This window comes from Kitasatospora sp. NPDC056327, from assembly GCF_042261735.1.
Lineage (GTDB): Bacteria > Actinomycetota > Actinomycetes > Streptomycetales > Streptomycetaceae > Kitasatospora.
The window spans coordinates 11,784-34,039 of the sequence record NZ_JBHJRC010000006.1 but is presented as its reverse complement, the minus strand read 5'-3'; the positions used below and the strand labels follow the sequence as shown (position 1 = coordinate 34,039).

The window sequence follows — 22,256 nt, the reverse complement described above, 5'->3', positions numbered from 1 at the left end:
ACGGTCCTCACGGGGTCGGGGTGAGCGTGCCGATGGGGACGAGCGGGGCCCAGTGGTGGACGGGCTGCTCGCGGATGCGCGGACCGGCGAGCAGCCGCCGGGTGGCCCTGCGCACCGCCTCGGCGGCCGAGCAGGAGGGCAGTTGACCCAGCACCATCTCGACGTAGCGAGTGGCCAGGGCCGAGTCGCCGAGCTCCCCGACCGTGGCCAGGATCTCCGTGGTGCCGCCGGCGAGGGCGAGGGTGGCCAGGCTGACGGGGTCGCTGGGGACGCCTCCCGGGTAGACGCTCCCCCAGCAGGTGATCATCACGAGCCGCCGCGGAGGGCCCGCCCCGATCAGGTCGACCGGCAGGAGCCACTCGTCCTCGGCGAGTTCGAGGTAGTGGCCGATGCCGGGCGCCGGACGGCCGTGGCCCGCCACCACCACGAGATCCGCGTCGTCGAGGAGCCTGGCACGGGCCTCGGCCGCCGACGCCAGCCGACGGGGCGCCCACCTGCGGTCGCGTTCGAACAGGTCCAGGGGGTGCCACCGGACCAGCGGGCTGCGCCAGACGTCCACCGGGCAGGGCGCGTCCGCCACGGGAGCGGTGGCGTGCCGGGCCGAGAGCTGCTGCTGGATGGTGAGCGAGGGGCAGACCACGAACCGTGCGGACTCCCCGAGGAGCCGTCCGTCCGCCGTTCCCGTCAGGGGCAGGGCGCCCCACGGCACCGACCAGAGCTCCCCCAGCGGGATGATCAGCAGGTCGTGGTCCCCGGGTTCGGCCAGGGCCCGGCGCAGCCCCGGTGGCAGCAGCCCGGCCAGGGGCAGCAGGCTCCCGGCCGTGAGCGAGCGCCGCTCGTCGGCGTGCCCGTCCCCGCCCGTGCGCAGCACGGTCAGCAGCCGGCGCGCGCCGTCCGGCACCGCGGCCTCGCCGAGCACGCTCACGCCGTCCGGGTCCCTCCAGGCCCAGCGGAGGACGTCCTCCCGCACCGGGTCGAGCAGCACCTGGAGGACGTGGCAACCGTCGGGGAGCGCGGCCGTCAGCGCGGTGCGCTCGTCGGCCGGAGGCAGGTACACGGCGGCCAGGAGGTCGTCCAGGCTCCCGACCGCCCGCTCCGTGCCGCCGTGCCGGACGACGAGCGCGCGCAGCTTCCGCAGGCGCTCCTCCCGCTCCCGCCGCGCGGGGGCGTCCTGGTTCCCCCCGGTGAGGAGACCGTGGTCGGCCCGGGTGAGGAGTTCCTGCAGCAGGTGCCGCTCGTCGGAGGCCGCCGCCGCCCGGTTCGCCTCCAGCAGGCCCGCCAGGCGGCGCCCGGCCAGGAAGTCGGCGACCCAGGCGAAGCCCTCGGCGGACTCGTGCTCCGTCGCCGCGGCCAGGGCGTCGGAGTACACCTTCCGGAAGCGCGCGCGGTACTCCGCCTGGAACCGCTCCTCCTTGTGACCCGCCCGGTAGGACTCCACCTCCACGACCGCGTCGTAGCGCACGCCGAGCGACTCGCCGGCCCGCCCGCGCCGCTCGTGGGCCTCGGCGTGCTTGGCCATGGCGTTGCACATGCCCAGGAGATCGTCGATGCGCTTGTACGCGGCGGTGGAGGCGGCGAACATCTCGGCGGCACGGTCCCACTGACCGCGCCCGCGGACCACCCGTGCCAGGTCGTGCCGCGCGTGCACCTGGCCGCGGACGAGGCCCGCCGCGGCGGCGGTGAGGAGCGCGGCGCTGTACTCCCGCTCCGCCGCGTCGAGGTCCCTCGCTTCGAGCAGCAGATCACCGCGCAGCGACCGGAGGTTGACCAGGCTGTTGGGATCCATGTCCTGCTGGGCCGCCGCGAGACCCCTGTCGAACCACTCCCACGCCTCGTCGCGCCGTCCCAACCGGTGCAGCAGCGCACCCAGGCGCTGCGCCGCATTGCCCTGGCCCAGCGAGGACCTCACCGCGGTGGCCGCCTCGAACGCCGCGCGGGCGTGCCGCTCGGCCGCTTCGAACCTCCCCAGACGTTCGGCGCACTCGGCCGCCCCCAGCAGGGCGTTGCCCGAGTAGACGGGGTCGCCGAGCGTCCCGGCGAGCGCCGCCGCCTCCTCGAACTGCTCGAACGCGAGCTCGGCGGAGTGCCCGCGCAGCGCGAGGTACGCCGAGCCGACCAGGGCGCGCATCCGCCCGAACCGGTAGCCGTCGGCGGCCCGGACGGCGGACTCGTACTCCCGCAGGGCGGTCTCCACCCGGTCCTGCTCCCGGTGGAGGTCCCCCAGGCCGATGTGGGCGTGCACGGCGGCCGGCCACATGGCGCCGTTCGCCCCGTGCGCCAGCAACTCGTCGAAGGCGGCCGCGGCCTCGGCGTAGGCACCGCTGCGCAGCGCGTCGTCGCCCGCCGTCTCCAGCCTCAGCACGAGCACCCAGTCCTCGAACGACAGGTCCGGGTCCAGCGGCCCGGGATCCGTCGCGGGATCGAGCAGGTGCCGGTAGCGGCTGCGCAGCGCGATGGGCCCCGGCACGGCCGGCGCCGCCGCCAGTCGGCGGCGGTGGGCGGGGTCCGTACCGACCCAGGCCTCGAACAGCGGCCGGCAGGCCGGATGGTCGGCGATGTCCCCGGCGTACGAGTCTCCGGCCAATGCCGCCTCCCTGCTGCGCACCGATCGCCGCCCTCACCGGAGGGTAACGCCTCCCCGGGCCGCCGTGTCCCTTGTCACGCCCACGAGTTGTCGTTCGAATCCCCCTCGGACGGACGGCCCCGCACAGCGGGTCGCGCGGCGCCGCCGCCTTCGGGCAGCACCCGCCGCACCGGGCCGGGTACCCCGACATCGTCGACGGTCTCTGCGCCGTGAACGCGCACGGCCCGGGTGATGCGCTTCGCGGTGAACGCTGAGCCCCCGCACGGGTGGAGGCCCGCTCCTCGGGGTGGGAGCGGGCCTCCGGGCGCCCGGGGCAGCGGGCGCCGTTCAGGGGGTGGGGCGGTGGGTCAGAGGGTGTGGATGCGGGTGGGGTCCGTGCCCGGGTAGGGGTGCTGGTCCGAACCCTGGTGCGGGTACTGCTGCGGGTTCGGGTCCGAACCCTGGTGCGGGGCCGGGTACTGCTGGGGGTTCGCGTACTGCTGCGGGGCCGGGTTCGGGTACTGGTGCTGGGGCTGGGGCTGGGGCTGGTGCGGGTCCGACGCCTGGGGCCGGTACTGGTGCGGGTAGGGCGTCGGGTGCGCCGCGGGCGCGTGGCCGGCGGTGGGGCGGGCCGCGGGGGCCGGGCGCAGCGGCCACCAGAGGGAGCGCCCGAGGAGGACCGCGACGGCGGGGACCAGGACGAGCGAGAGGACGAAGGCGGAGAGGAAGATGCCCAGGGTCAGCGCGAAGGCGACCTGCTCGCTGCCCGGGTTGGTGGCGAGGGTGGCGAAGGAGCCGGCCAGGACCAGCCCGGCGGTGGCGATGGTGGGGGTGGTGTGGCGGACGGCGCGGGCGACGGCGTCGCGGGGCGAACCGGGGTGATGCATCTCCTCGCGGATGCGGTCGGTGATGAGGATGTTGTAGTCGGTGCCGAGCGCCACCACGAACAGGAACAGCACCAGGGGGAGGGTGAAGCTGACGCCCGGTTCGCCCAGGCCGTGCTGGAAGAGCAGGGTGGCGGCGCCGAGGGTGGCCGCGAAGCCGAGGCCGACGGCCAGCATCAGCACCACCGGGGCGAGCAGGCTGCGCAGGAGCAGCAGCAGGATCAGGGCGATGAGCGCGGCGGCGACCGGGAAGACGACGGTCAGGTCGTGGTCGACGGCGGTGGAGATGTCGGCGAAGATCGCCGCCGTGCCGCCGACGTGGGCGCTCAGTCCGGCGGGCGTGTTCGCGGCGACCGCGGCGCGGACCGGGCCGGAGGCCAGCTCACGGGCCCGGGCGCTCTGGGTGTCGACGTTCAGGAAGAGGTCGATCCGGGCGGCTCGGCGGTCCTCGTTCAGGGCCGTCCCGCCGACCTGGCCGACGCCGTCGACCTGCGACAGGGCGTGGGAGAGGCCGTCGAGCCGGGCGGTGTCGAGGGTGCCGCCGTCCTTGGCGACGACGTAGACGCTCGTCGGGTCGGAGACACCGGCCGGCAGCGCCCGCGAGATCTCCGCGGCGGTGGCCGCCGCGGCGGTCTTGGAGTCGTTGCTGCCCTGGCCGTAGTCCATCCGGATCCCGGCCATCCCGGCGGCCAGCGCACCGAGCAGGGCGACGGAGGCGAACAGCAGCGCCACCGGGCGCCGGGCGACGAGGGTGCCGAAGCGGGCGGCGACGCCCTCGCGGGGCTCCCGCCGCAGGCTGCGGGAAGGCCAGAACATCTTGCGGCCGCAGGCGGCGAGCAGGGCGGGCATCAGGGTGAGGCTGCCCAGCAGCATGACGAGGACCGCGACGGCGATCGCCGGGCCGAGCGAGCGGAACTGCCCGAAGCTCGCCACACCGAGGGTGGCGAAGGCGGCCACGATGGTCAGCGCGGCCGAGGTGATCGCGGTGCCGACCCGGCCGGAGACCTCGGCGGCGGCCTCACGGGCCGGCTGGTCGGGACGGGTCCGCAGGTGCTCGCGGAACCGGAAGAGCAGGAACAGCAGGTAGTCGACGCCGATGCCGAGCAGGACGACGGAGATCAGGCCCGGGGTGGAGGCGTCCAGCTTGAGCCCGGTGAGCATCGCCGCGCCGGCCACCGCGCCGCCGGCCGCGCCACCGATCATGGCGACCGCGAGCAGCGGCAGCACGGCGGCGAGCACGCTGCGGAACACCAGCACGTTGAGCAGCACGATCAGACCGGTGACGAGCGCGCTGCCGACGATCGCGGCGGTCCGGTTGTCGTCGGCGAAGTCGGCGGCCTCGGCCAGGCCACCGGTGAACCCGGTGCGCATCCCGGCTCCGGCGAACCGCTCGCGGGCGTCGTCCCGGAAGGTCCGGTAGACGTCCTGGACGCCCTCCTCGCCGATGTTCCCGGTCAGCTCGACGGAGAGCAGTTCGAAGCTCCGGTCGGGCGCGGTCATCGCCGGGGCGACCCGGGGCGTCTGGGAGTGGTCGGGGAGGAGGAAGGACGGCTCGTCCTTCTTCCTGGGCATCTCGACCCGGTGCCGGCCGAGCTCCGCCGCCTCGGCCTCGATCCGCTGCTGGTCGGCCGCGCCGAGCGCCTTGCCGTCGCTGCGGGCGACCAGCACCGTGATGGTGGTGGCGTCGGGCTTCACCCCGAAGTTCTCCTCGGCGATCCGCAGGGCGGCGGCCGAGTCGTAGCTGCGGGGCAGGAAGTCCCCGCTCTGGGACTGGGTCACGCGGCCGAGGAGCATCGGTGCCAGCGCGGTCATCCCGAGCCCCAGCACCGCCCAGACGGCGATGATCTTCCACGCGTGTCTCGTGGAGAATCCGGTCAGTGCGCGGATCACGATGTCCTCCGGCTGATGGACGCGAACGTCGGCCTCGTCGCCGGGGGTTCCCGGCCTGATACCAGACCATCAGGTGAAAGGGGTCCCGGGCGTCCGAGCAGCGGACGATCCGGGTCGGGGCCCCCGCTCCCCCGGCCCGGCCGGACCCGGGACCGTGCTCCTGGTTCCGTGCTCCGGACCTCGGCCGCGGGGACCATTACGGGCCCCGCGGGGCGATGCCAGAATGGGTGCATCAGCGCTGACCAGCCGGGGAGGACCGACATGGACGAGCGTCAGCGTCCCGGCGCGACGGCGGCGGACGGCCGTGAGGACGGCCGCACGGCGAGTCGGGCGGGAAGTCGCACGGGCAGTCGCACGGGCGGCTGGTCCGCGGGCCTCATCGGCGGCGGGCCGGCGGACGACGGGCCGGCGGGCCGCTCGGACGGCCGGGTGCCGGACCGTTCCGACGGACTGCCGTGGACGCAGGCCGACTCGATGGTGGCCGCCTGCGCCAGCGTGCTCGACACGCTCGCCTACCTGCTCATCAGCGGGGTGAGCGGCACCGGCACCGTGAGCGTGCCGGGCTTCCTCCTCGCGGCGCTGTCGGGCGTGCCCCTGCTCGCCCGCCGCCGGTACCCGGTCCAGGCACTCGCCGCCGTCCTGGTGCTCGGTGGCTCGGCCGACCTGCTGATGTCGACGGGCATCCGCTTCGGCGCCGTCCTGACGGTCGCGATGTACTCGGTCGGCCGGTACCGCGGCTACGCGGTGACGGCGGTCTGCGCCCTGGTCACCGCGGTGGCGACGGCGCTGTGCCAGAGCCACTTCCGGTTCCCGTCCTGGGAAGGGATCATCGCCGCCCCGGCGTCCGCCGCCCTCGTGGCCGGCGGCGGCCTCGCGGTGGCCCGCTGGCAGCGCGAGGTGACCGCCAACCGGCGGCTGCTGGCCGACCGCGCGGTCGCCGAGGAGCGTCGCCGCATCGCCCGGGAGCTGCACGACATCGTGGCCCACCACATCACCACCATGCAGCTGATGGCCGGCGGCGCCCGCGCCAACCTCGCCGACCCCGAGGTGGTCCGGGACGCCCTGGTCACCCTGGAGTCCTCCGGGCGGCTGGCGCTGCGCGAGATGCGCCAGCTGCTGAACGTCCTGCGGGCCGGCGACGAACCGGACGCCGTACCGCCGTCGCCCCAGCCCGGGGCGGACGACCTCGGCCGGCTGGTGGAGGAGTCCTGCCGGGCCGGACTGCCCACCGAACTCGGCGTGCACGGGCCCCGGCGCCCGCTGCCGCCGACGGTCGGCCTGACGGTCTTCCGGATCGTCCAGGAGGGCCTCACCAACGCCCGCAAGTACGCCGGCCCCGCCCGCGCGACCGTGCGGCTGACCTACCGCCCGGACGGGGTCACCGTCGAGGTGCGGGACGACGGCGTGGGCGTCCCCGCGCAGGACGCCGTGCCGGCCGGCGACCGGGGCGGCTACGGCCTGATCGGCATGCGGGAGCGGGTCGCCCTGCACGGCGGCACCCTGGAGGCCGGCCCGCGGCCGGAGGGCGGCTTCGCGGTGCTGGCCGAGCTTCCGCTGGCCCCGGACGAGAGCGCCGAGGCGGCCGTCCAGCGCGGGGAACGGGAGCGGGAGGACGGGCGCCGCGAGGACGGCAGCCGCGAGGACGGCAGCCGGGTGGAGGGCAGCCGGGTGGAGGGGCGGCCGGAGGCGGGCGACCCGCACGGGACGCGCGGTCGCCCGGAGACGGGCCACCGCCCGGGGACGGACAACGGGCCGGGAGCGGACGACCGGCCGGGAGCGGACGACCGGCCGGGAGCGGACGACCGGCCGGGGACGAGCAGTCGGTCGGCGAAGAGCAGGAGACTTGGGATGAGCAGGCGACCCGGCATGATCGGCCGGCGCGCGGAGGTACCGCGATGACCACCCCGGAACCGCGGATCAGGCTCCTCGTCGTGGACGACCAGCCGCTGGTCCGGCGCGGTCTGACACTGATCCTCGCCCCCGACCCCGGCTTCGAGGTGGTCGGCGAGGCCGAGGACGGGCGGCAGGCCGTCGAACTCGCCCACCGGCTGCGCCCCGACGTCGTGGTGATGGACATCCGGATGCCGGTCCTGGACGGGGTCGGCGCCACCGAGGAACTGGCCCGCACCCTGCCGGACTGCCGGGTCCTCGCGCTCAGCACCTTCGACATGGACGAGTACGTGGTGGCCGCGCTGCGCGCCGGCGCGTACGGGTTCCTCCCCAAGGACGTCTCGCCGGAGGACCTGGGCGCGGCGATCCGCACCGTCCACGCCGGCGAGGCGGTGGTCGCACCGCGCCTGCTCACCCGACTGATCTCCGCCTACGTGCGGGTGCCGCTCGGTGCTCCGCCGCAGCCGGCCGTCGCGCCGGGCGACCTCACGCCGCGCGAGGTGGAGGTGTGGCGGCTGATGGCCACCGGCCTCGACAACGCCGCGATCGCCCGGTCCATGGACATCAGCAGCTCCACCGTGAAGAACCACATCACCAGCGTCTTCGGGAAGCTCGACGTGCGCGACCGGGCCCAGGCGGTCATCGCGGCGTACGAGTCCGGCCTGGTCACCGCCCGCTCGGGGGGCGGTGACCAGGCGGGCGAGGAGGGCTAGCGGGCGATCGGCGGCGGGTCGGCGGACGGGCAGACGGGCCGGCGGACGGGCGGCTGGGCGGCTGCGGCACGGACCCGGCGCGGGTCGAGCCGCATGGGGGCACGTGCCCGCAGGCCACGTGCCGCGTACGGTCACGTGTCCTGCGGGGGCACTCGTCCGGATCGGTCACCTGCCGCACAGCGTCGCGGCGAACAGCGCCTCGGCGTGTTCGACGCCCTGCGGGCTGGGGGCGATGTTCGCGGTCAGGGCGATGGTGGCGGCGCGGCCGTCCTCGGTCACCCCGGGAAAGGTGTGGTAGCCGGGCATGGCACCGCCGTGCCCCCAGACGACCTTTCCGCAGCTCAGCGGCGTGCGGAAGATTCCGAGCCCGTACTCCTGGTCGGGCAGCGAGCCGATCCGGGGGATCTTGACCGTGGTCCGCATCTCGGCGAGCTGGGCGGGCTTGAGCAGCTTGCCGCCCAGCAGGCCGGAGAAGAAGCGGTTCAGGTCGCTCGGCGTGGAGATCAGCTGACCGGCGGCCCAGCCCCAGGAGGGGTCGAGGTCGGTGACGTCGCTCAGCCGACCGTCCGGCCCGGCGGCGTGGTAGCCGTGCGGGTGCGGACCCCGGATGCTCTCGTCGCCCACGCCCGGGGAGTAGGTGTGCCGCAGCCCGAGGGGCTCGATCACCCGCTTGACGAGCTGTTCGGCGAGCGGACGGCCGGTGACCTTCTCGATCAGCAGGCCGGCGAGGACGTAGTTGGTGTTGCTGTACGCCCAGCTCGTGCCCGGGGCGAAGACCGCCTTGTGCGCGAACGCGATGTCGAGCAGCTCGCGCGGCTGGTAGTAGCGGTGGCGGTCCTCGGTGAAGACGCCTTCGCGGAGGTCGTCGGTGAAGTTGGGCAGGCCGCTGGTGTGCTGGAGCAGCTGGCGGACGGTGATGGCCCGGCCGTCGATGCCCTCGCCGCGCACCAGGCCGGGCAGGTAGCGGTCGATGGGCGCGTCGAGTTCCGCCTTGCCCTCGCCGACCAGCTGCAGGACGACCGTGGCGACGAAGGTCTTGGTGGTGCTGCCCGCGCGCAGCCGTCCGTCCACCGGCGCCTTCGCCCCGGTCCGCAGGTCGGCGACGCCCGCGGCGTAGTTGCGGTCACGCCCGTCGGGGGTGGTGACCGAGGCCAGCGCGGCGGGGTACCGGTCGTCCTTGACCAGCTTCTCCAGTCCGGCCCGCACCGTGTCCTTGGGGCCGCCGGACGGCACCGCCGCGGCGGGCAGGGCTCCGGCCACGCCGAGGGCGGCACTCGCGGCGAGCAGCACCGCGAGGGCACGCCGGGGCGACCGGACCGCGTCGCGGAGGACCGGGCGCGACGGACGTGACGAACGTGCCGGGAGCGAGGAGCGCGAAGCGCGTGGGGGGCGTGCGGAGCGCGACGGGGACGGCAGGGGCAGCAGGGACGGCAGGGACGGCAGGGATGACGGGGATGACGGGGATGACAGGTGCGAAGGAGCCGAAGGATCTGACGTGGTGCGACGCACGGACATGCGGAAGCTCCCTGGGTACGGTGCCGCGAGGGCGCGCTGGAAGGAGGAGGCTGCGACGACGACGGCCCGCCCGGCGGCCGGGCCGCGTGATCACGCCCCTTGAGACTAGGAACCGGACGCCCGCCGGAGCGTCGGCCCACAGCACCAGGAGCCGGCTCCCGGCACGGCCCGTGCCCGGTACCCCGGTCCCGAGTTCCCCTCCTCCCACGTCCTGTTGCTCTCCGGCAGCACGAAGTGCCCGGGACCTTGCGGCCCCGGGCACCCCGGTGGGCGGAACTACAGGGCGAGCAGGACGCGGTGCGCGAACGCCGCGTCCCGCAGAGGACCGAGGACCAGTCGCAGCAGCGGCAACGGGTTGTCGTCACCCGCGATCCGATTGGTGCTCAGTTCATCGCAGGACAGGCACTGGTGGACGATCATCCACTCGCCGTCGGCGCGCACGGACACCCCCAGTGGTTCCATCCGGCCCCGGCAGTCGGCGGCCCGGTCCCCGGGGACACGGCCGTCGACGTGGAGGCTGGCCAGACAGTTCGGGCAGTGGTTGCGGTGGGCGGTACCGGGGGCGTCCAGCGGGACGTCCAGCCGGCAGCCGACGCACCGGAAGTCGCGCGCCCGGTGACCGCCCTGGCCGTGCAGGACGTCCTTGTGGCGCTGGGCGCGGCGGTGGGCGGTGCTGTTCCTGCGTCGTGGCACGGTCGTCTCCCCTCTCGCACGGGCGGTTCAGAGGGATCCGAACGCTTCGAGCGGGAAGGGGGGTTCGGCCAGCGGCCGCACCGCGATGCGCATCAGGATGAGCTGGTTGTCGTCCGGGCAGACCGGGTTGGACGTCAACTCGTCGCAGCGCACGCAGCGGTGGACGACCCTCCAGTCGCCGGTGCGCAGCACGGCGATGGCGATCGGCGACATCCGGCCGTGGCACGCGCTCGGGCCGCCCTCGACGTGGTCGAGGACGTGCTGCGAGTGCAGACAGGACGGGCAGTGGTTGCGCCGCGCGCCGTCGGCGGCGAACGAGGAGACGGTCAGACCGCACCACGCGCAGCCGAAGGTGGCCGTCCGCTGGGTGTGGCTGCGTGCGGTGGTGCCGGGGGTGTGGCGGGATGGGTTGTTGGCGCTGTTGGCGCTGTTGGAGGTGCTGTTGGAGGTGCTGGACACCCGGGGTGCTCCTTGCTGGGAGATCGATGACGACAGCAAGAGCAGGCCGAGCGGCCTCGACGGTCGGTCAGGCAGTCGGACGAGGCGCACTCGGCGCGGACCGGGACATCAAGACACCCTCTCGGTGGCACGGGGCCATAGGCAGACAGAACGGACGTACGGAGCGGCGAGCGTAACAACCCGGTTCCCGGTGGCACCACCGAATTTCCGCGGTAGCGGCGGGAGCCCGCGCGGTACGGGCGCCACTGCGCCGCGGACGGCGCGGACCCGGCGGGGGCTGCGCGGACCTGACGGGGGCCGACGGACTGCGCGGACCCGGCGGGGGCGGGCGGGCCGCGCGGACCCGGTCGGAGCGCGGCCCCGGTCGGCGCGCGGCCCCGACCGGGTCGGCGGCGCGAACGTCGACGGGTCAGACCGCGCCGAGGATCACCTGGTCCCGGGAGAGGTCGTCCAGCAGGGCGTCCAGCTTCGCCCGGTCCACCGACGGCATCAGGAACACGTGCACGTACCCCCGCCGGCTCGCCGGATCGTCCGGGCTGGTCAGCACGTTCTCGGAGGACAGCGACCACTTGGCCACCAGCGCGGCACCGGGCTTGCGGAACCGCACGGTGATGGCGCCCGGCGTCCGGGCCGGCCACAGCTCGGCGCCGGTCTCCGCCTCCAGCCGGCGCAGACCGGCCTCCAGGTAGGCGGCCAGCTCCTGGGCGCGCCGGATCCGGTCGACCTGGTCCCGGTAGGAGTGCCGGGAGAGGTGGTCCCAGAGCACCAACGGCGAGAAGCCGTTGCGGGACCCGGCGAAGGTGCTGTCCGGCGCGCCGATGTACTCCGGCTGGGTCGGCGGTTCGAGCTGGTACTTGGTCTTCGTCATGAAGACCCCGCACGGCCAGGGCACACCGGCCCACTTGTGGCCGCTCATCGCGATCGAGGCCACCATGTCGACGTCCCCGGCCGTGCCGGCCTCCCGGTCCGCGCCGGTTCCTCCGGACGTCCCGGCCCCACCGGACGTCCCGGCCCCACCGACGGCTCCGCGCGGCAGGGTGAGGCCGAAGTCGAACTCCGGCAGGACGGCCTCCGGCGCCCAGCCGTACGCCCCCGGGTCGGCGGCGGCCATCCGCGCGAAGGGCGCGTACCCGGCGCCGAGCGCCCCGTCCACGTGGATCCAGAAGCCACGGCGCCCCTCGCCCGGGCCGTTCGCGTCCGGCAGCAGCCCGTGCCTCTCGAAGACGGGCAGCAGCCGCTCGCACGCACCCCGGACGTCGTCGTGGGCACCCTTGAAGGTGCTCCCGAGGTTGAAGTTGACGAAGACGGGGTGCCCCTTCGCCGCGAAGAACTCCACCAGCACCGCGAGCGCGTCCACGTCGACACTGCCGGGCCCGTCCCAGGAGCGGCCGGACGGCCCGGCCTGGGAGGGGACCTCCGCGGGCCAGTCCCCGCCGAGCGGGCACTCGCCCGGGTAGTCCGCCGTGCCCACCGCGTGGAAGGTGTCGACGCCCAGCACCCGGACGGCCTTGGCGAAGGAGTAGTGGGTGTCCTCGGAGTAGAACGCGACCGGCCGGGGCGCACCGGGCCGGGTCAGGTAGTCGCGCGCGTTCCAGAGGGCGTACATGTTGCCCTCGGTCGAGCCCATCGACAGCATGTAGCCCCAGTACGACTCCGGGTCCGACGGGTCGTACGGCCGCCCGGCGTGCCAGAGCCGCGCGTAGTAGTCCAGCACCGCGCGCTCGACGACCTTGGTGTTCGGCTTGTAGCCGCCGCTCTGGAACGGGTCGCCGAGGTTGTTGATGTTGCTCAGCATGAAGCGGGCCAGGTCGAGGGCGCTGCCCGCGAGTTCCTGGGTGGCCTGGTAGCCGACGAGGTGGCGGCGCTTGCGGGTCAGGTAGCCGTCCATCCGGTCGAGGGCACGCAGCCGCTCGCCCTCGGTGAGCCCCTCGGCGGGTATCGCGAAGTCCGCCTTCTCCGGCTCCGCGTCGGTGTCGGTGTCGAGGGCGGTGTCGCTGTCGCTGTTGAGGCCGGTGTAGATGCCTGTACCGGTGCCGGTGCCGGCGTCGGCGCCGAGGAAGGTGGTGCGGGCGGGCGCGGGGGTCGGCACCCGATCCGCTGCCCGGTTCGCCGGAGAGCCCGTGGCAACGCTCGTCCCGGCGCTCGTCGAGGGGCTCGTCGAAGGGCTCGTGGCGGTGCTCATGGCTGGGCGCTCCGGGTTCGCTGGGCGGCTTGCGGCGGCTGGCCCGCAGGAGCGGCCCGCCCGCAAGGATGGAACTTTCAGCCACCCAGGTGAAGGGTCTCCGCAGAAGATTCGGTGCAGGCCCCGGTTCGCCTTGCACATCTTCGCCCGGGTCGGGGACGCTGACCGGCGTGCCGAATTATCCGCAGGCCCACCGGGTGCCCATCGACGACACCGACCGCGCGATCCTGCGCGTCCTCGCCGAGAACGCCCGCACCCCGAACAACGCGCTCGCCGAGGCCGTGGGCATCGCCCCGTCGACCTGCCTGGCCCGGGTACGCGCGCTGCGCGACCGCGGCACCATCCGCGCCTTCCGGACCGAGATAGACCCGGCCGCCATCGGGCTTCCGCTGCAGGCGATGATCTCGGTCAGGCTGCGGGCGCACACCCGCGAGCAGAACGAGAGCTTCCGCGGCACCGCGCCCGACCTGCCGGGAGTGCTGGCGGTGTTCCACATGGCCGGGTCCGACGACTACCTGCTGCACGTCGGCGTGGCCGGGCCGGAGGAACTGCGCGACTTCGTGGTCGACCACCTCACCACCCACCCCGCGGTGGCCCAGACCCGGACCAACCTGATCTTCGAACAGATCCCGGGCCGTCGCTACCTCACCAACGACTGACGCCGCCCCGGGTCCGTCCGTAGGCAGTCCGATCAACGGGGGGACGGCGGGTCCCCGAGCGCCTCCGTGATCACCGACAGATGGGCCGCCACCGGTCCGAACGACAGGAACCCCGTGGCAGCGCCCGCCAGTTCGCCGGCAGCGGGAAGCAGGCGGTCCCGCGCCCGGCGGAGCGTGCGGTGGTCACCGAGGTGGCGGGCCGCGACCGCCTCCAGGCAGCAGCAGACTTCGAGGAGCGGGTCGGCGGGAGGCTCGGGGAGGGTACGGAGGGCGGCACGGGCCTCGGCCCGGCGGCCCGCACGGAGCAGGGCGAGCGGTTCGATCCACGGTCGGTACGGGCCCCAGTCCTGTCCCGGGTCGACGGCGGCCGGCAGGCCGGTGGCCGTCGGGGCGGTGGCCGTCGGGGCGGTGGCCGTCGGATGGGTGGCCGTCGGGGCGGCGTGGAGTGACAGCAGGGCGAGCGCCCGCAGGCCCGGTGCCATGCCCGGCATGCCGGCGGCCTCCAGGCGGTCGGCGAACGCCCCGTACGCCTCGTAGGCCTCGTACGCTCCAGACGCCTCGGATGTCTCGGGTGCTTCAGGTGCTTCGGGTGCCTGATTCGCCGGGGCGCGGCGTCCGCCGACGGCCGACCGGAGCGCGCGGTACCCGTCCGTGAACACGCCCACCAGCGGCAGCTCGTGCCGCTCGGCGAGCCGGTCGGCGGCCTCCGCGTGCCCGTCGGCGGCAGCCCAGTCGGCGAGGGCGCTGCGCGACTGCAACCGGATCAGGTGTCCCAGGACCTCGTACGTCGTCAGGCCGTGACGGGCCGCCAGCGCCACGAGTTCCGCACCGATCGCGTCCCGGTCGGCCGCGCGGCCGGCCCGGTCGAAGGACTGCAGGAAGACACCGTTGAGCGCGAACGCCAGCAACGCCGGATCGTCGAGCCGACGGGCGATCGCCTCCGCCTCGTGCGCCGCGCGCCGGGCGCGGTCCGATCGGACGGCTCCGGCCGCGGCACCGGCCCCGGCCCCGGCACCGGCACCGGCTCCGGCGCTGTGGTTCGCCGTACCGCGGTCCCCGGCCTCACCGGTCGCACCGGCCTCACCGGTCGCACCGGTCTCCCGGGTCTCGACCGCGACCGTCGCCAGCAGTCGGCAGCGCGCCGTGTCCCGGGCGGGACCGTCCGGCAGGGCGGCCAGGGTGCGTTCGGCGGCGGCGACCAGCCGGTGCGCGAGCGCCGGGTCGTCGCTGCGCGGCCAGATCGCGGGGACGTCGAAGGCGCCGAGCACCCGCGCGGTGAGCTCGGGGTCGCCGAACTCCTCCGCCGCCTCCACTGCGGCCCACCGGTGCTGCCGGGCGGCCGTCAGACCGTCCGGGCCGGTCACCGCGAGGCTGCGGAGCAGGCCGACCGTGGACTCCAGCCGGACGCGCGCACCGGCCGCGACGCTGCGGTCGTACGCCGCCGCCGCGGCCGTCCACAGCCGTTCGGTCGGATCGGGGCGGTCGGTCGGACCCGGGCGGTCGGTCCCTTCGTCCGGCGACGTCGGGCCGTCCCCGGCCGTCGTGCCGGGGACGGCCGTCGTGCCGGGGACGGCCGTGGTGCCGGGCCGGGACCGCTGTGGGCCGACGGCGTCCGGCTCCAGCGCGGGCGACTGCGCGAGGATGTCCGCCTCCAGCGCGCGCAGCCGGTGCGTCGGGTCCAGGCCCAGCTGCTCGACCAGCGTGGCCCGGGCCCGGCGGAGCACGGCGAGCGCCTCCCCTTGGCGGCCCTGCCGGTAGAGCGCGAGGGCCAGCAACCGCCAGGCGTCCTCGCGCCAGGGGTGCTCGGTGAGGTGGGCGTCGAGGTCCGGCACGGCGTCCGCGGACCGGCCCAGCCCGAGCAGGGCCACGGCGCGGCGCTCCACCGCCAGCAGCCGCAGCTCCGCGAGCCGGGCCCGTTCGGCACGTGCCCAGGCCTCCTCGGCGTACTCGGCGTAAGCGGGGCCGCGCCAGAGTGCGAGGGCCTCGTCGAGCCGGCGCAGCGCCGCCGCGCTGCTCTCCCGCCCGGTCCGCTCGGCTCGCCCCGCCTCTGCCGGCACCGCCGGCTCCCACGCCGCCGCTTCCGGGGCGGCTTCCCCGACGGCCGCCTCGAACCGCCACGCGTCGACCGCGTCCGGCGCCGCCCGCAGCGCGTACCCCGGGCCCTCGGTGACCAGCAGACGCGCGGGCGTCCGGGGCGCACGGTCCGGCTCCAGGACGCGGCGCAGCGCACCGACGAAGGTCTGCACCGACCCCACCGCGCCCCGCGGCGGCTCGACCCAAAGGTCCTCCACCAGGCGGGAGACCGGGACGACGCGTCGGCGGGCGACGATCAGCCGGGCCAGCACGGCCCGGTGCCGGGGACCCTTCAGCGCGAGCGGGCCCTCACCCGACCGCTCGGCCACCACAGGCCCGAGCACGCCGAACGCCACTCGCGTCGTCCGGTCCGTCTCTGCTCGTTCCTGCCCCACTCTCGCCACCGTACCGGCGACCCGCCCCGTGTCGCGCTGATCGAACGCTGATCGGCGTCGGCGAGGCTCGTCGTACGCAACCGCACCGCTCCGCACGCCGGGCTCCGAACGCCGGACGCACACGCGTGAGCACGTGCACGCCCGCCCGCCCGGCCGCCCGCACGCCCGCCCGCCCGGCCGCCTGCACGCCCGCCCGACTACCAGCCCGACCGCCGAAGAGAGGCCCCGCCCATGTCCAGGCCGTTCCCCGCCCCTGCCCCCGCTCCCGTGCCGTCCCCCGCCGTCCCCGGTTCCGAGTACGTCCGCGTCCCCGTCGCCGACGGGGTGGCCCTGCACGCCGCCGTCATGGGCAGCGGAAGCCCGGTCGTCCTCCTGCACGGCTTCCCGCAGACCCACCTCATGTGGCGCCACGTCGCCGCCGACCTCGCCGCCGACCACACCGTCATCTGCCCCGACCTGCGCGGCTACGGCGCCAGTGACAAGCCTGCCGATCCGGACGGCACCGCGTACTCCAAGCGCACGATGGCCGCCGACGTCGTGGCCCTCGCCCGGGCCCTGGGCCACGAGCGGTTCGCGCTGGCCGGGCACGACCGTGGTGCGCTGGTCGCGATCCGAGCCGGGCTCGACCACCCCGACGCCGTCACCCACCTCGCGTCGCTGGACGTCCTGCCGACCTTCGACACGTGGGACGTGCTGCACGGCGCCACCGCCGCCGTCGGTTTCCACCTCTATCTGATGGCCCAGCCGCCCGGGCTGCCGGAGCGCATGATCACGGCGAGCGCCGACGACTTCTTCGGCCACTTCCTCGATCTCTGGGCGCGCGACCGTGGCGCGATCCCGGACGACGTCCGCGCCGCCTACCTGTCCGCCTGCCGCGCCGCGGTCCCGTCGATCGTCGCCGACTTCCGCGCCACCGCCGGGCCCGACCTCGATCACGACCGCGCCGACCGCGCGGCCGGCCGACAGCTCCGCATGCCCGTTGCCGTCCTCCAGCAGGACTGGGGCGCCGCCCTCGGGTTCGACGCCGCCGCCCGCTGGCGTGCCTGGGCCCCGGACCTCCACCACAGCACCGTCCCCTACGGTCACTTCATGGCCGAGGAGGCTCCGGCCGAGGTGGCCGCCGCTCTCCGTGAGCTCCTCACCCGCTGAACGCCCGCTCGTTCTGAAGGTGTGCTGCTCCGGCGGGCCATCCGCGAGAAATATGTCGCCTGGTCTACATAGAAGAGAATAAATATACCGATCGGTCTACATAATTCACCTTTCTCTGTAGACCGGTCGGTATATTCGCCAATCCAAGCCCAGGATTATGCAGACCGGTCTACTGATTTCAGTAGACCGGTCTGCATAATTCGCCCCCGCCCCCGCCGCTCACCCGCTCACCCGCTCACCGCCCGTCGGCGTACAGGGCCTGGACAGCGGCGTAGGCGGGGGTGTCCACGGAGACGGCTCCCGGGGTGCCCGTACGGATCGCGAGGGCGGCGGAGACGGCCGCACCGAGAGCGGTCCGGTACAGGTACGAGCCGAGGCTGACGCGGGCGACGCCGAGGGCCGCGAGTTCGGGGAGACCCGGCCCCGCCGGGGTCCAGAGGATGTTCAGCGGACGGACGAGGCTCCCGCAGAGCCTGGCGATGGCGGCCGGATCGGTGAGGCCGGGCACGAACAGGCCGTCTGCGCCCGCCTGCTGGTAGACGGCGAGCCGGCGGTCGGTCTCCTCGGCGGCCCCGGACAGGCCGAGCCAGTGGGTGTCGGTACGGGCGTTGACGAACAGGTCCGGTACGGCGGCCTTGACCGCCGCGATCTTGGCGGCGTGCACCTCGACCGGGGTGAGCGCGCCGTCCGGCCGCCCGTCCTCCAGGTTGATGCCGACGACACCCGCTCCGGCCAACTCGACGGCCAGCGCCGCGACCTCGGACGGATCGTCGCTGAAGCCGTTCTCCACGTCCACGGAGAGCAGGTAGTGCCCGGCCCGGCCGAGGCGGCGGGCCAGCCGCAGCGTCTCCTCGCGGGTCGCGGCCGTGCCGTCGGGCAGTCCGGCCGCCGCCGCGACACCGAGACTGGTGGTCCCGATGGCGGGGAAGCCCTGCTCGGCCAGGAGGGCGGCGGAGGCGTGGTCCCAGCAGTTCGGGAGCAGCAGCGGCTCGCCCGGCCGACGGTGGAGCGCGGCGAACGGCGTCCCGGACGGCGCCCCGGCCAGGGTCTCGGACGGGTTCTCGAACGGGGTCTCGGACTGGGTCTCGGACGGAGTCCGGCTCATCGGTCGGTGGTCCTCTCGTGCGGGCGGAGGTCGCCGACGGCGTCCGCGTAGTACACGGATTCGGCGACGTGGAAGGCGATCTGGCGGAACGACCACCCCGGGCCGGGCGAACGGTCGAGCTGCTCGGCGGTGAGCGCACCGAGGCGGACGGCCCAGATCCGGGCCAGCCGGGTGAGCCGGCTGCGCGCCTCGTCCAGGTCGGCCCGGGTGAACGGCGCGAGGTCGGCGGGGGTGGTGCAGGCGGAGGCGTGCCAGTGGTCGGGCCGGGTCGGCTCACCGGCCAGCCGGGCCTCCAACTCGGCGAGGTGGTCAACGAGATGGTCGGCGACGCGCCGGATCGCCTTGTGCGGCGCAAAGGTCCGGCCGTCGACGGTGAGCGGGCGGCCGTCCCACTCGGTCCACGTGTCGGCGAGCGCGAGAACGTGCTCGACCATGGCGGGGACGAGCCCGGCCGGATCGCGGCCGTCGGTGTCCGGGACGTGGCCCGGCGCCGCCTCCCCGGCGGGCATGGCCGGCGCCGCCTCCCCGACCGACATGCCCGGCACCGCCGGCACGGTGCCCGAGGCCCCGTACAGGATGCCCGCGGCGATGGCGAGCGCGTGCGTCCGCCCGGGACAGAGCCTGGGCGGCGCGCCGAAGGTCAGCGGCGGCAGGTCGGGGCGGTCCGCCTGGGCGGCGGCGACGTCGAGCAGCACGTCCGCCCCGGCGGGGACGGCCACCCCGCCGACCCCGGTCGCCCGGACAGCCCGGCGACGCATCGTCCGCACGGGCGGGTCCTGCCGCAGCACGGCGAGGAGCTGGTCGCGCCCGACGGACGCGCTGCCGCCGGCCACACCCTCACCCACCCCGCCCCCGCCGAGCGCACACCCACCGAGCGCCCCCTCCCCGAAGGCCCGGCGGGTGTGCTCCACCAGCGTGGCGGTGGCGTCGCAGGCCTGGACGAGCAGACCGATCCGATTGGCCGCCCATTCCGGCGACCCCCCGCCCTCAGCACCCCCGCCCTCAGCACCCCCGTCACCCGCACCACCCGCGAGGCCGCCACCCGTGAGCCCGCCACCCGCACCCGCATCGCCCCTGCCCCCGGTGCCCCGTCCGCCGCTCTCCGGAAGCATCCGGGGCAGCAGCCAGGCCACCGCCGCGTCGGCCGCCCCGTCGGCCTCCGCCCCGTCGGCGTCCGCGCCCTCGGGCCGCTCCACGAAGTACGCCCCCGCGACCACGACCACCGCCCGGGCGACCGCCTCCGGCTCCGCGAGCCCGAGCGCCTGCGCGAGGACGCGGACCGTCCGCACCCGCGTGTCCGCCTCGAACCCGGCGGCCGCGGCCACCCGGAGGGCAGCCGGGTCGAGCCCGGCCAGGTCCGCCTCGACGAACGCCCGCCGGACGGCATGGGGTCCGCCCGCACTGAACCGGGCCACCGTGGCCCTCAACCACGCCATGCTCCCGACCGCCCCGGTCCCGGTAGGCACCGGCACCGGCACCGGCACCAGCGCCGGATCGGCGAGCGCGGCGACGACGTCCCCGTACCGCGCGAACACCGGCCCCGGCCCCGGCAGGGCCACCGCCCCCGAGCCCCGCACCCGCACCGAACCCGCCGCCCGCACCGAACCACCGGGCACACCGGACGCACCACCCACCACAGAGCCGACGGACGAGCCGGAGGGGACACGAGCAACACCACGGGCAACACCGCGAACAACACCAGGAGCAACAGGATCGACCATGCGCCCCAAGCTAGGACCGGAACGCTTCGGCCCCCGCCGAAACGTGCTCGCGGCACCATGGAGGCATGTCACTCGCCCACCTCGCCGGTCTGCTGGCCGACCCGACCCGCGCCACGTTCTGCACGACCCTGCTCGACGGCCGCGCCTGGACCGCCGGCGAGCTGGCCCGGCACGCCGGGGTGGCACCGTCCACGGCGAGCGAGCACCTCTCCCGGCTGATCGCCGGCGGCCTGCTGGCCGAGGAGCGCCAGGGCCGGCACCGGTACGTCCGGCTGGCCGGACCGGAGGTCGCCGCCCTGATCGAGGACCTCGCGTCCTTCCACGTCCCGACCGCCGCCCCCACCGCCGGTCGGCCCTCCGCCACCCCGGGTTCGCTGCGCGAGGCGACCCGGAGGAGCGCCGAAGCCCACGCCCGTACCTGCTACGACCACCTGGCCGGCCGCCTGGGCGTGGCCGTCAGCGACGCCGTCCTCGCCCGCGGCCTGGTGTCCGACGAGGACGGCACTGCGCTCACCGACCGCGGCCGGACCTGGCTGACCGAGCTGAACGTCGAACTCCCGGCCCGGGCCGGACGCCCCGGCGGGCGCCCGGTGGTCCGCACCTGCCTGGACTGGACGGAACGGCGCAGCCACCTTGGCGGCGCCTTCGGCGCGGCCCTCTGCCGGACGGCGCTGGACCGCACCTGGGTCCAACGGATCGGCTCCGGTCGCGCCCTGCGGGTGACGCCGGACGGCGACCGGGCCCTGCGCGAACTGCTCGGCGTGGAACTCTGACCGTCACCGCCCGCACCCCCGCTCCGCTCACCCCATCGTCTTCGCCCCGTCCAACGCCTCCCGGATGATGTCGGCGTGCCCGGCGTGCTGCGCCGTCTCCGCGATGACGTGCAGCAGCACCCGCCGCACCGACCAGGCGGCCCCCGGCTCGAACCACGGCGCCGACGGCAGCGCGTGGGCCAGGTCGAGGTCCGGCAGGCTCGCCACCAGCGCGTCCGTCTCGGCGGCAACCCGGTCGTACGCGGTGAGCAGCCCGGCCAGGGTCTCGCCCTCGGTCATCCGGAACTGCCCCTCCCAGTCGACCGGTTGGGCCTCCATCGCGGCCGCGCCACCGGTCGCGAACCGCATCCAGAGCGCCTCCGTCCCGCTGACGTGCTTGATCAGCCCGCCCAGGCACAGCTCGCTGGCCGTGGTGCGGCGCGCGGCCTGCTCGTCGTCGAGACCGCGGACGGTGTGGCGCAGGAACCCCCGGTGCCTGTCGAGCGTGCGCACCAGGTCCGCCCGCTCCCCGGTGAGCGCTCCGCCGCCGGCCGCCGCTCCTCCCGCCGTCGCCCCGTCCGCCGTCGCCCCGTCCGCCGTCATTCCGCCACCATGACCGGCGTCTCCCCGGACGTCTTCCCGAGATCGATCACCCCGAACGCCGCGCCCTGGGGATCCCCGACGGCCGCGAACCGGCCGAACGGGCTGTCCATCGGGCCGAAGTGCAGTTTCCCGCCCAGTTCGGTGACCCTGGCGACCGCCGCGTCGCAGTCCTCCACCGCGAAGTACACGCTGACGTAGTTCGGCGCCCGGGGCGGCAGGTCGTCCGGACCGGCCTGCATGCGGCCGAGAACCGGCTGCTCATCGACGTTGAAGATCTTGTAGTCGGCCTGCTCGGCGACCATCCGCTGCACCGCGTAGGGGAAGACGGCGGGGAAGAAGCCGTCCGCCGCGGCGCCGTCGCGGGTGACGATCTCGGCCCAGGTGTACGCGCCGGGCGCGGCCTGCTTCTCGAAGCCCTCGTGGGTGCCGGCCTGCCAGACGCCGAAGACGACGCCGGCCGGGTCCTTGGCGATCACCATCGAGCCGAACTCGCCGACCGCCATCGGGCCCATCAGCACCTCGCCGCCGTGGCCGCGGATCTTCTCCGCGGTGGTGGCGGCGTCCGGGGAGGCGAGGTAGAGGCACCAGGCGGACCCGACCGGCTCGTCCTCGCTCTGGCCGGGCATCGGCGGGACGATCGCGGCGACCGCCTTGCCGTCGGAGTAGGCCTGGGTGTAGTTGCCGTACTCGGTGGAGGACTCGCCGAAGGTCCAGCCGAGCACCTGGCCGTAGAAGGCCTTCGCGCCCTCCGGGTCGCCGAACATCGCGTCGGCCCAACAGGGCGTTCCCTCGGGTAGCACAGCCATGACGAAGCCCTCTCGTGTGACGGTTTGCCCCGATTCGCCACCCTAGCCAGTCCCCCACCGCTCCGCTCGCCCAGCGCCCACGGCCCGGCCGCCCCACCGACCCGCCCGCCCCGCACCGGGCCGTGGCCCGCAGCGCCCGCCGTACCCCACGACCCCGCCCCCGCAGTGCCCCCACCACGCGCCCATCACACGCCCCCACCACCC

The 22,256-nt window shown here is 75.2% G+C and carries 16 protein-coding genes; 5 read left to right on the top strand and 11 right to left on the bottom strand.

Annotation, left to right across the window (positions count from 1 at the left end; translation table 11 throughout):
* Positions 1 to 7 precede the first annotated feature (7 nt).
* Positions 8 to 2,584, bottom strand: coding sequence for a CHAT domain-containing protein (locus ACFCX4_RS01865; RefSeq protein ID WP_376138044.1), 2,577 nt, complete (start codon positions 2,582 to 2,584; stop codon positions 8 to 10).
* A 347-nt stretch (positions 2,585 to 2,931) separates the two neighbouring features.
* Complete coding sequence (locus ACFCX4_RS01860) at positions 2,932 to 5,337, bottom strand: MMPL family transporter (protein WP_376138042.1); 2,406 nt, start codon at positions 5,335 to 5,337, stop codon at positions 2,932 to 2,934.
* Positions 5,338 to 5,598: 261 nt separating this feature from the next.
* Here ACFCX4_RS01860 and ACFCX4_RS01855 point away from each other — a divergent pair, with 261 nt between their 5' ends.
* Entirely contained in the window at positions 5,599 to 7,236 is a 1,638-nt protein-coding gene (locus tag ACFCX4_RS01855; protein WP_376138040.1) for a sensor histidine kinase, read from the top strand.
* A complete protein-coding gene (locus tag ACFCX4_RS01850) occupies positions 7,233 to 7,940 on the top strand; it encodes a response regulator (protein WP_376138038.1) in 708 nt (235 codons plus the stop codon). Before ACFCX4_RS01855 ends, ACFCX4_RS01850 begins: the two co-directional genes overlap by 4 nt.
* Positions 7,941 to 8,105: 165 nt before the next feature.
* On the opposite strand, the gene ACFCX4_RS01845 is transcribed toward ACFCX4_RS01850, so the two are convergent.
* From ACFCX4_RS01845 to ACFCX4_RS01830, 4 genes are all read right to left on the bottom strand, one after another.
* Positions 8,106 to 9,230 carry a serine hydrolase domain-containing protein gene (locus tag ACFCX4_RS01845; RefSeq protein WP_376138036.1) on the bottom strand — a complete coding sequence of 375 codons (1,125 nt, stop codon included), beginning with the start codon at positions 9,228 to 9,230 and terminating at the stop codon, positions 8,106 to 8,108.
* Between the two features lie 501 nt (positions 9,231 to 9,731).
* Positions 9,732 to 10,148 carry an RNHCP domain-containing protein gene (locus ACFCX4_RS01840; protein WP_376138034.1) on the bottom strand — a complete coding sequence of 139 codons (417 nt, stop codon included), beginning with the start codon at positions 10,146 to 10,148 and terminating at the stop codon, positions 9,732 to 9,734.
* Between the two features lie 27 nt (positions 10,149 to 10,175).
* Entirely contained in the window at positions 10,176 to 10,607 is a 432-nt protein-coding gene (locus ACFCX4_RS01835; RefSeq protein ID WP_376138032.1) for an RNHCP domain-containing protein, read from the bottom strand.
* A gap of 409 nt (positions 10,608 to 11,016) precedes the next feature.
* A complete protein-coding gene (locus ACFCX4_RS01830) occupies positions 11,017 to 12,696 on the bottom strand; it encodes a histidine decarboxylase (protein ID WP_376138030.1) in 1,680 nt (559 codons plus the stop codon).
* Between the two features lie 263 nt (positions 12,697 to 12,959).
* On the opposite strand from ACFCX4_RS01830, the gene ACFCX4_RS01825 reads away from it, so the two are divergent.
* Positions 12,960 to 13,448, top strand: coding sequence for an Lrp/AsnC family transcriptional regulator (locus tag ACFCX4_RS01825; RefSeq protein ID WP_376138028.1), 489 nt, complete (start codon positions 12,960 to 12,962; stop codon positions 13,446 to 13,448).
* Between the two features lie 32 nt (positions 13,449 to 13,480).
* Here ACFCX4_RS01825 and ACFCX4_RS01820 read toward each other — a convergent pair whose 3' ends face one another.
* A complete protein-coding gene (locus tag ACFCX4_RS01820; RefSeq protein ID WP_376138026.1) occupies positions 13,481 to 15,865 on the bottom strand; it encodes a BTAD domain-containing putative transcriptional regulator in 2,385 nt (794 codons plus the stop codon).
* A 282-nt stretch (positions 15,866 to 16,147) separates the two neighbouring features.
* On the opposite strand from ACFCX4_RS01820, the gene ACFCX4_RS01815 reads away from it, so the two are divergent.
* Positions 16,148 to 17,065 carry an alpha/beta fold hydrolase gene (locus tag ACFCX4_RS01815; RefSeq protein WP_376138024.1) on the top strand — a complete coding sequence of 306 codons (918 nt, stop codon included), beginning with the start codon at positions 16,148 to 16,150 and terminating at the stop codon, positions 17,063 to 17,065.
* Between the two features lie 235 nt (positions 17,066 to 17,300).
* Here the strand turns inward: ACFCX4_RS01815 and ACFCX4_RS01810 are convergent, their stop codons facing one another.
* On the bottom strand, positions 17,301 to 18,170 hold the full coding sequence (locus tag ACFCX4_RS01810; protein WP_376138022.1) for an isocitrate lyase/phosphoenolpyruvate mutase family protein: 870 nt from the start codon (positions 18,168 to 18,170) through the stop codon (positions 17,301 to 17,303).
* Entirely contained in the window at positions 18,167 to 19,786 is a 1,620-nt protein-coding gene (locus tag ACFCX4_RS01805; protein ID WP_376138020.1) for a hypothetical protein, read from the bottom strand. The genes ACFCX4_RS01810 and ACFCX4_RS01805 overlap by 4 nt, the downstream gene beginning before the upstream one ends.
* 170 nt (positions 19,787 to 19,956) lie before the next feature.
* Here ACFCX4_RS01805 and ACFCX4_RS01800 point away from each other — a divergent pair, with 170 nt between their 5' ends.
* Entirely contained in the window at positions 19,957 to 20,664 is a 708-nt protein-coding gene (locus tag ACFCX4_RS01800; RefSeq protein ID WP_376138018.1) for an ArsR/SmtB family transcription factor, read from the top strand.
* A gap of 27 nt (positions 20,665 to 20,691) precedes the next feature.
* On the opposite strand, the gene ACFCX4_RS01795 is transcribed toward ACFCX4_RS01800, so the two are convergent.
* Both ACFCX4_RS01795 and ACFCX4_RS01790 read right to left on the bottom strand, forming a co-directional pair.
* Positions 20,692 to 21,246, bottom strand: coding sequence for a DinB family protein (locus ACFCX4_RS01795; protein ID WP_376138016.1), 555 nt, complete (start codon positions 21,244 to 21,246; stop codon positions 20,692 to 20,694).
* Positions 21,243 to 22,052: a VOC family protein gene (locus ACFCX4_RS01790; protein ID WP_376138014.1), complete on the bottom strand. Its 810-nt coding sequence runs from the start codon at positions 22,050 to 22,052 to the stop codon at positions 21,243 to 21,245. Before ACFCX4_RS01790 ends, ACFCX4_RS01795 begins: the two co-directional genes overlap by 4 nt.
* Between the last annotated feature and the right edge of the window lie 204 nt (positions 22,053 to 22,256).

Coding starts and splice junctions, on each gene's coding strand:
- ACFCX4_RS01855 (WP_376138040.1), top strand. CDS start 5,599: ATGGACGAGCGTCAGCGTCCCGGCGCGACGGCGGCGGACGGCCGTGAG.
- ACFCX4_RS01850 (WP_376138038.1), top strand. CDS start 7,233: ATGACCACCCCGGAACCGCGGATCAGGCTCCTCGTCGTGGACGACCAG.
- ACFCX4_RS01815 (WP_376138024.1), top strand. CDS start 16,148: ATGTCCAGGCCGTTCCCCGCCCCTGCCCCCGCTCCCGTGCCGTCCCCC.
- ACFCX4_RS01810 (WP_376138022.1), bottom strand. CDS start 18,170: ATGAGCCGGACTCCGTCCGAGACCCAGTCCGAGACCCCGTTCGAGAAC.
- ACFCX4_RS01800 (WP_376138018.1), top strand. CDS start 19,957: ATGTCACTCGCCCACCTCGCCGGTCTGCTGGCCGACCCGACCCGCGCC.
- ACFCX4_RS01795 (WP_376138016.1), bottom strand. CDS start 21,246: ATGACGGCGGACGGGGCGACGGCGGACGGGGCGACGGCGGGAGGAGCG.
- ACFCX4_RS01790 (WP_376138014.1), bottom strand. CDS start 22,052: ATGGCTGTGCTACCCGAGGGAACGCCCTGTTGGGCCGACGCGATGTTC.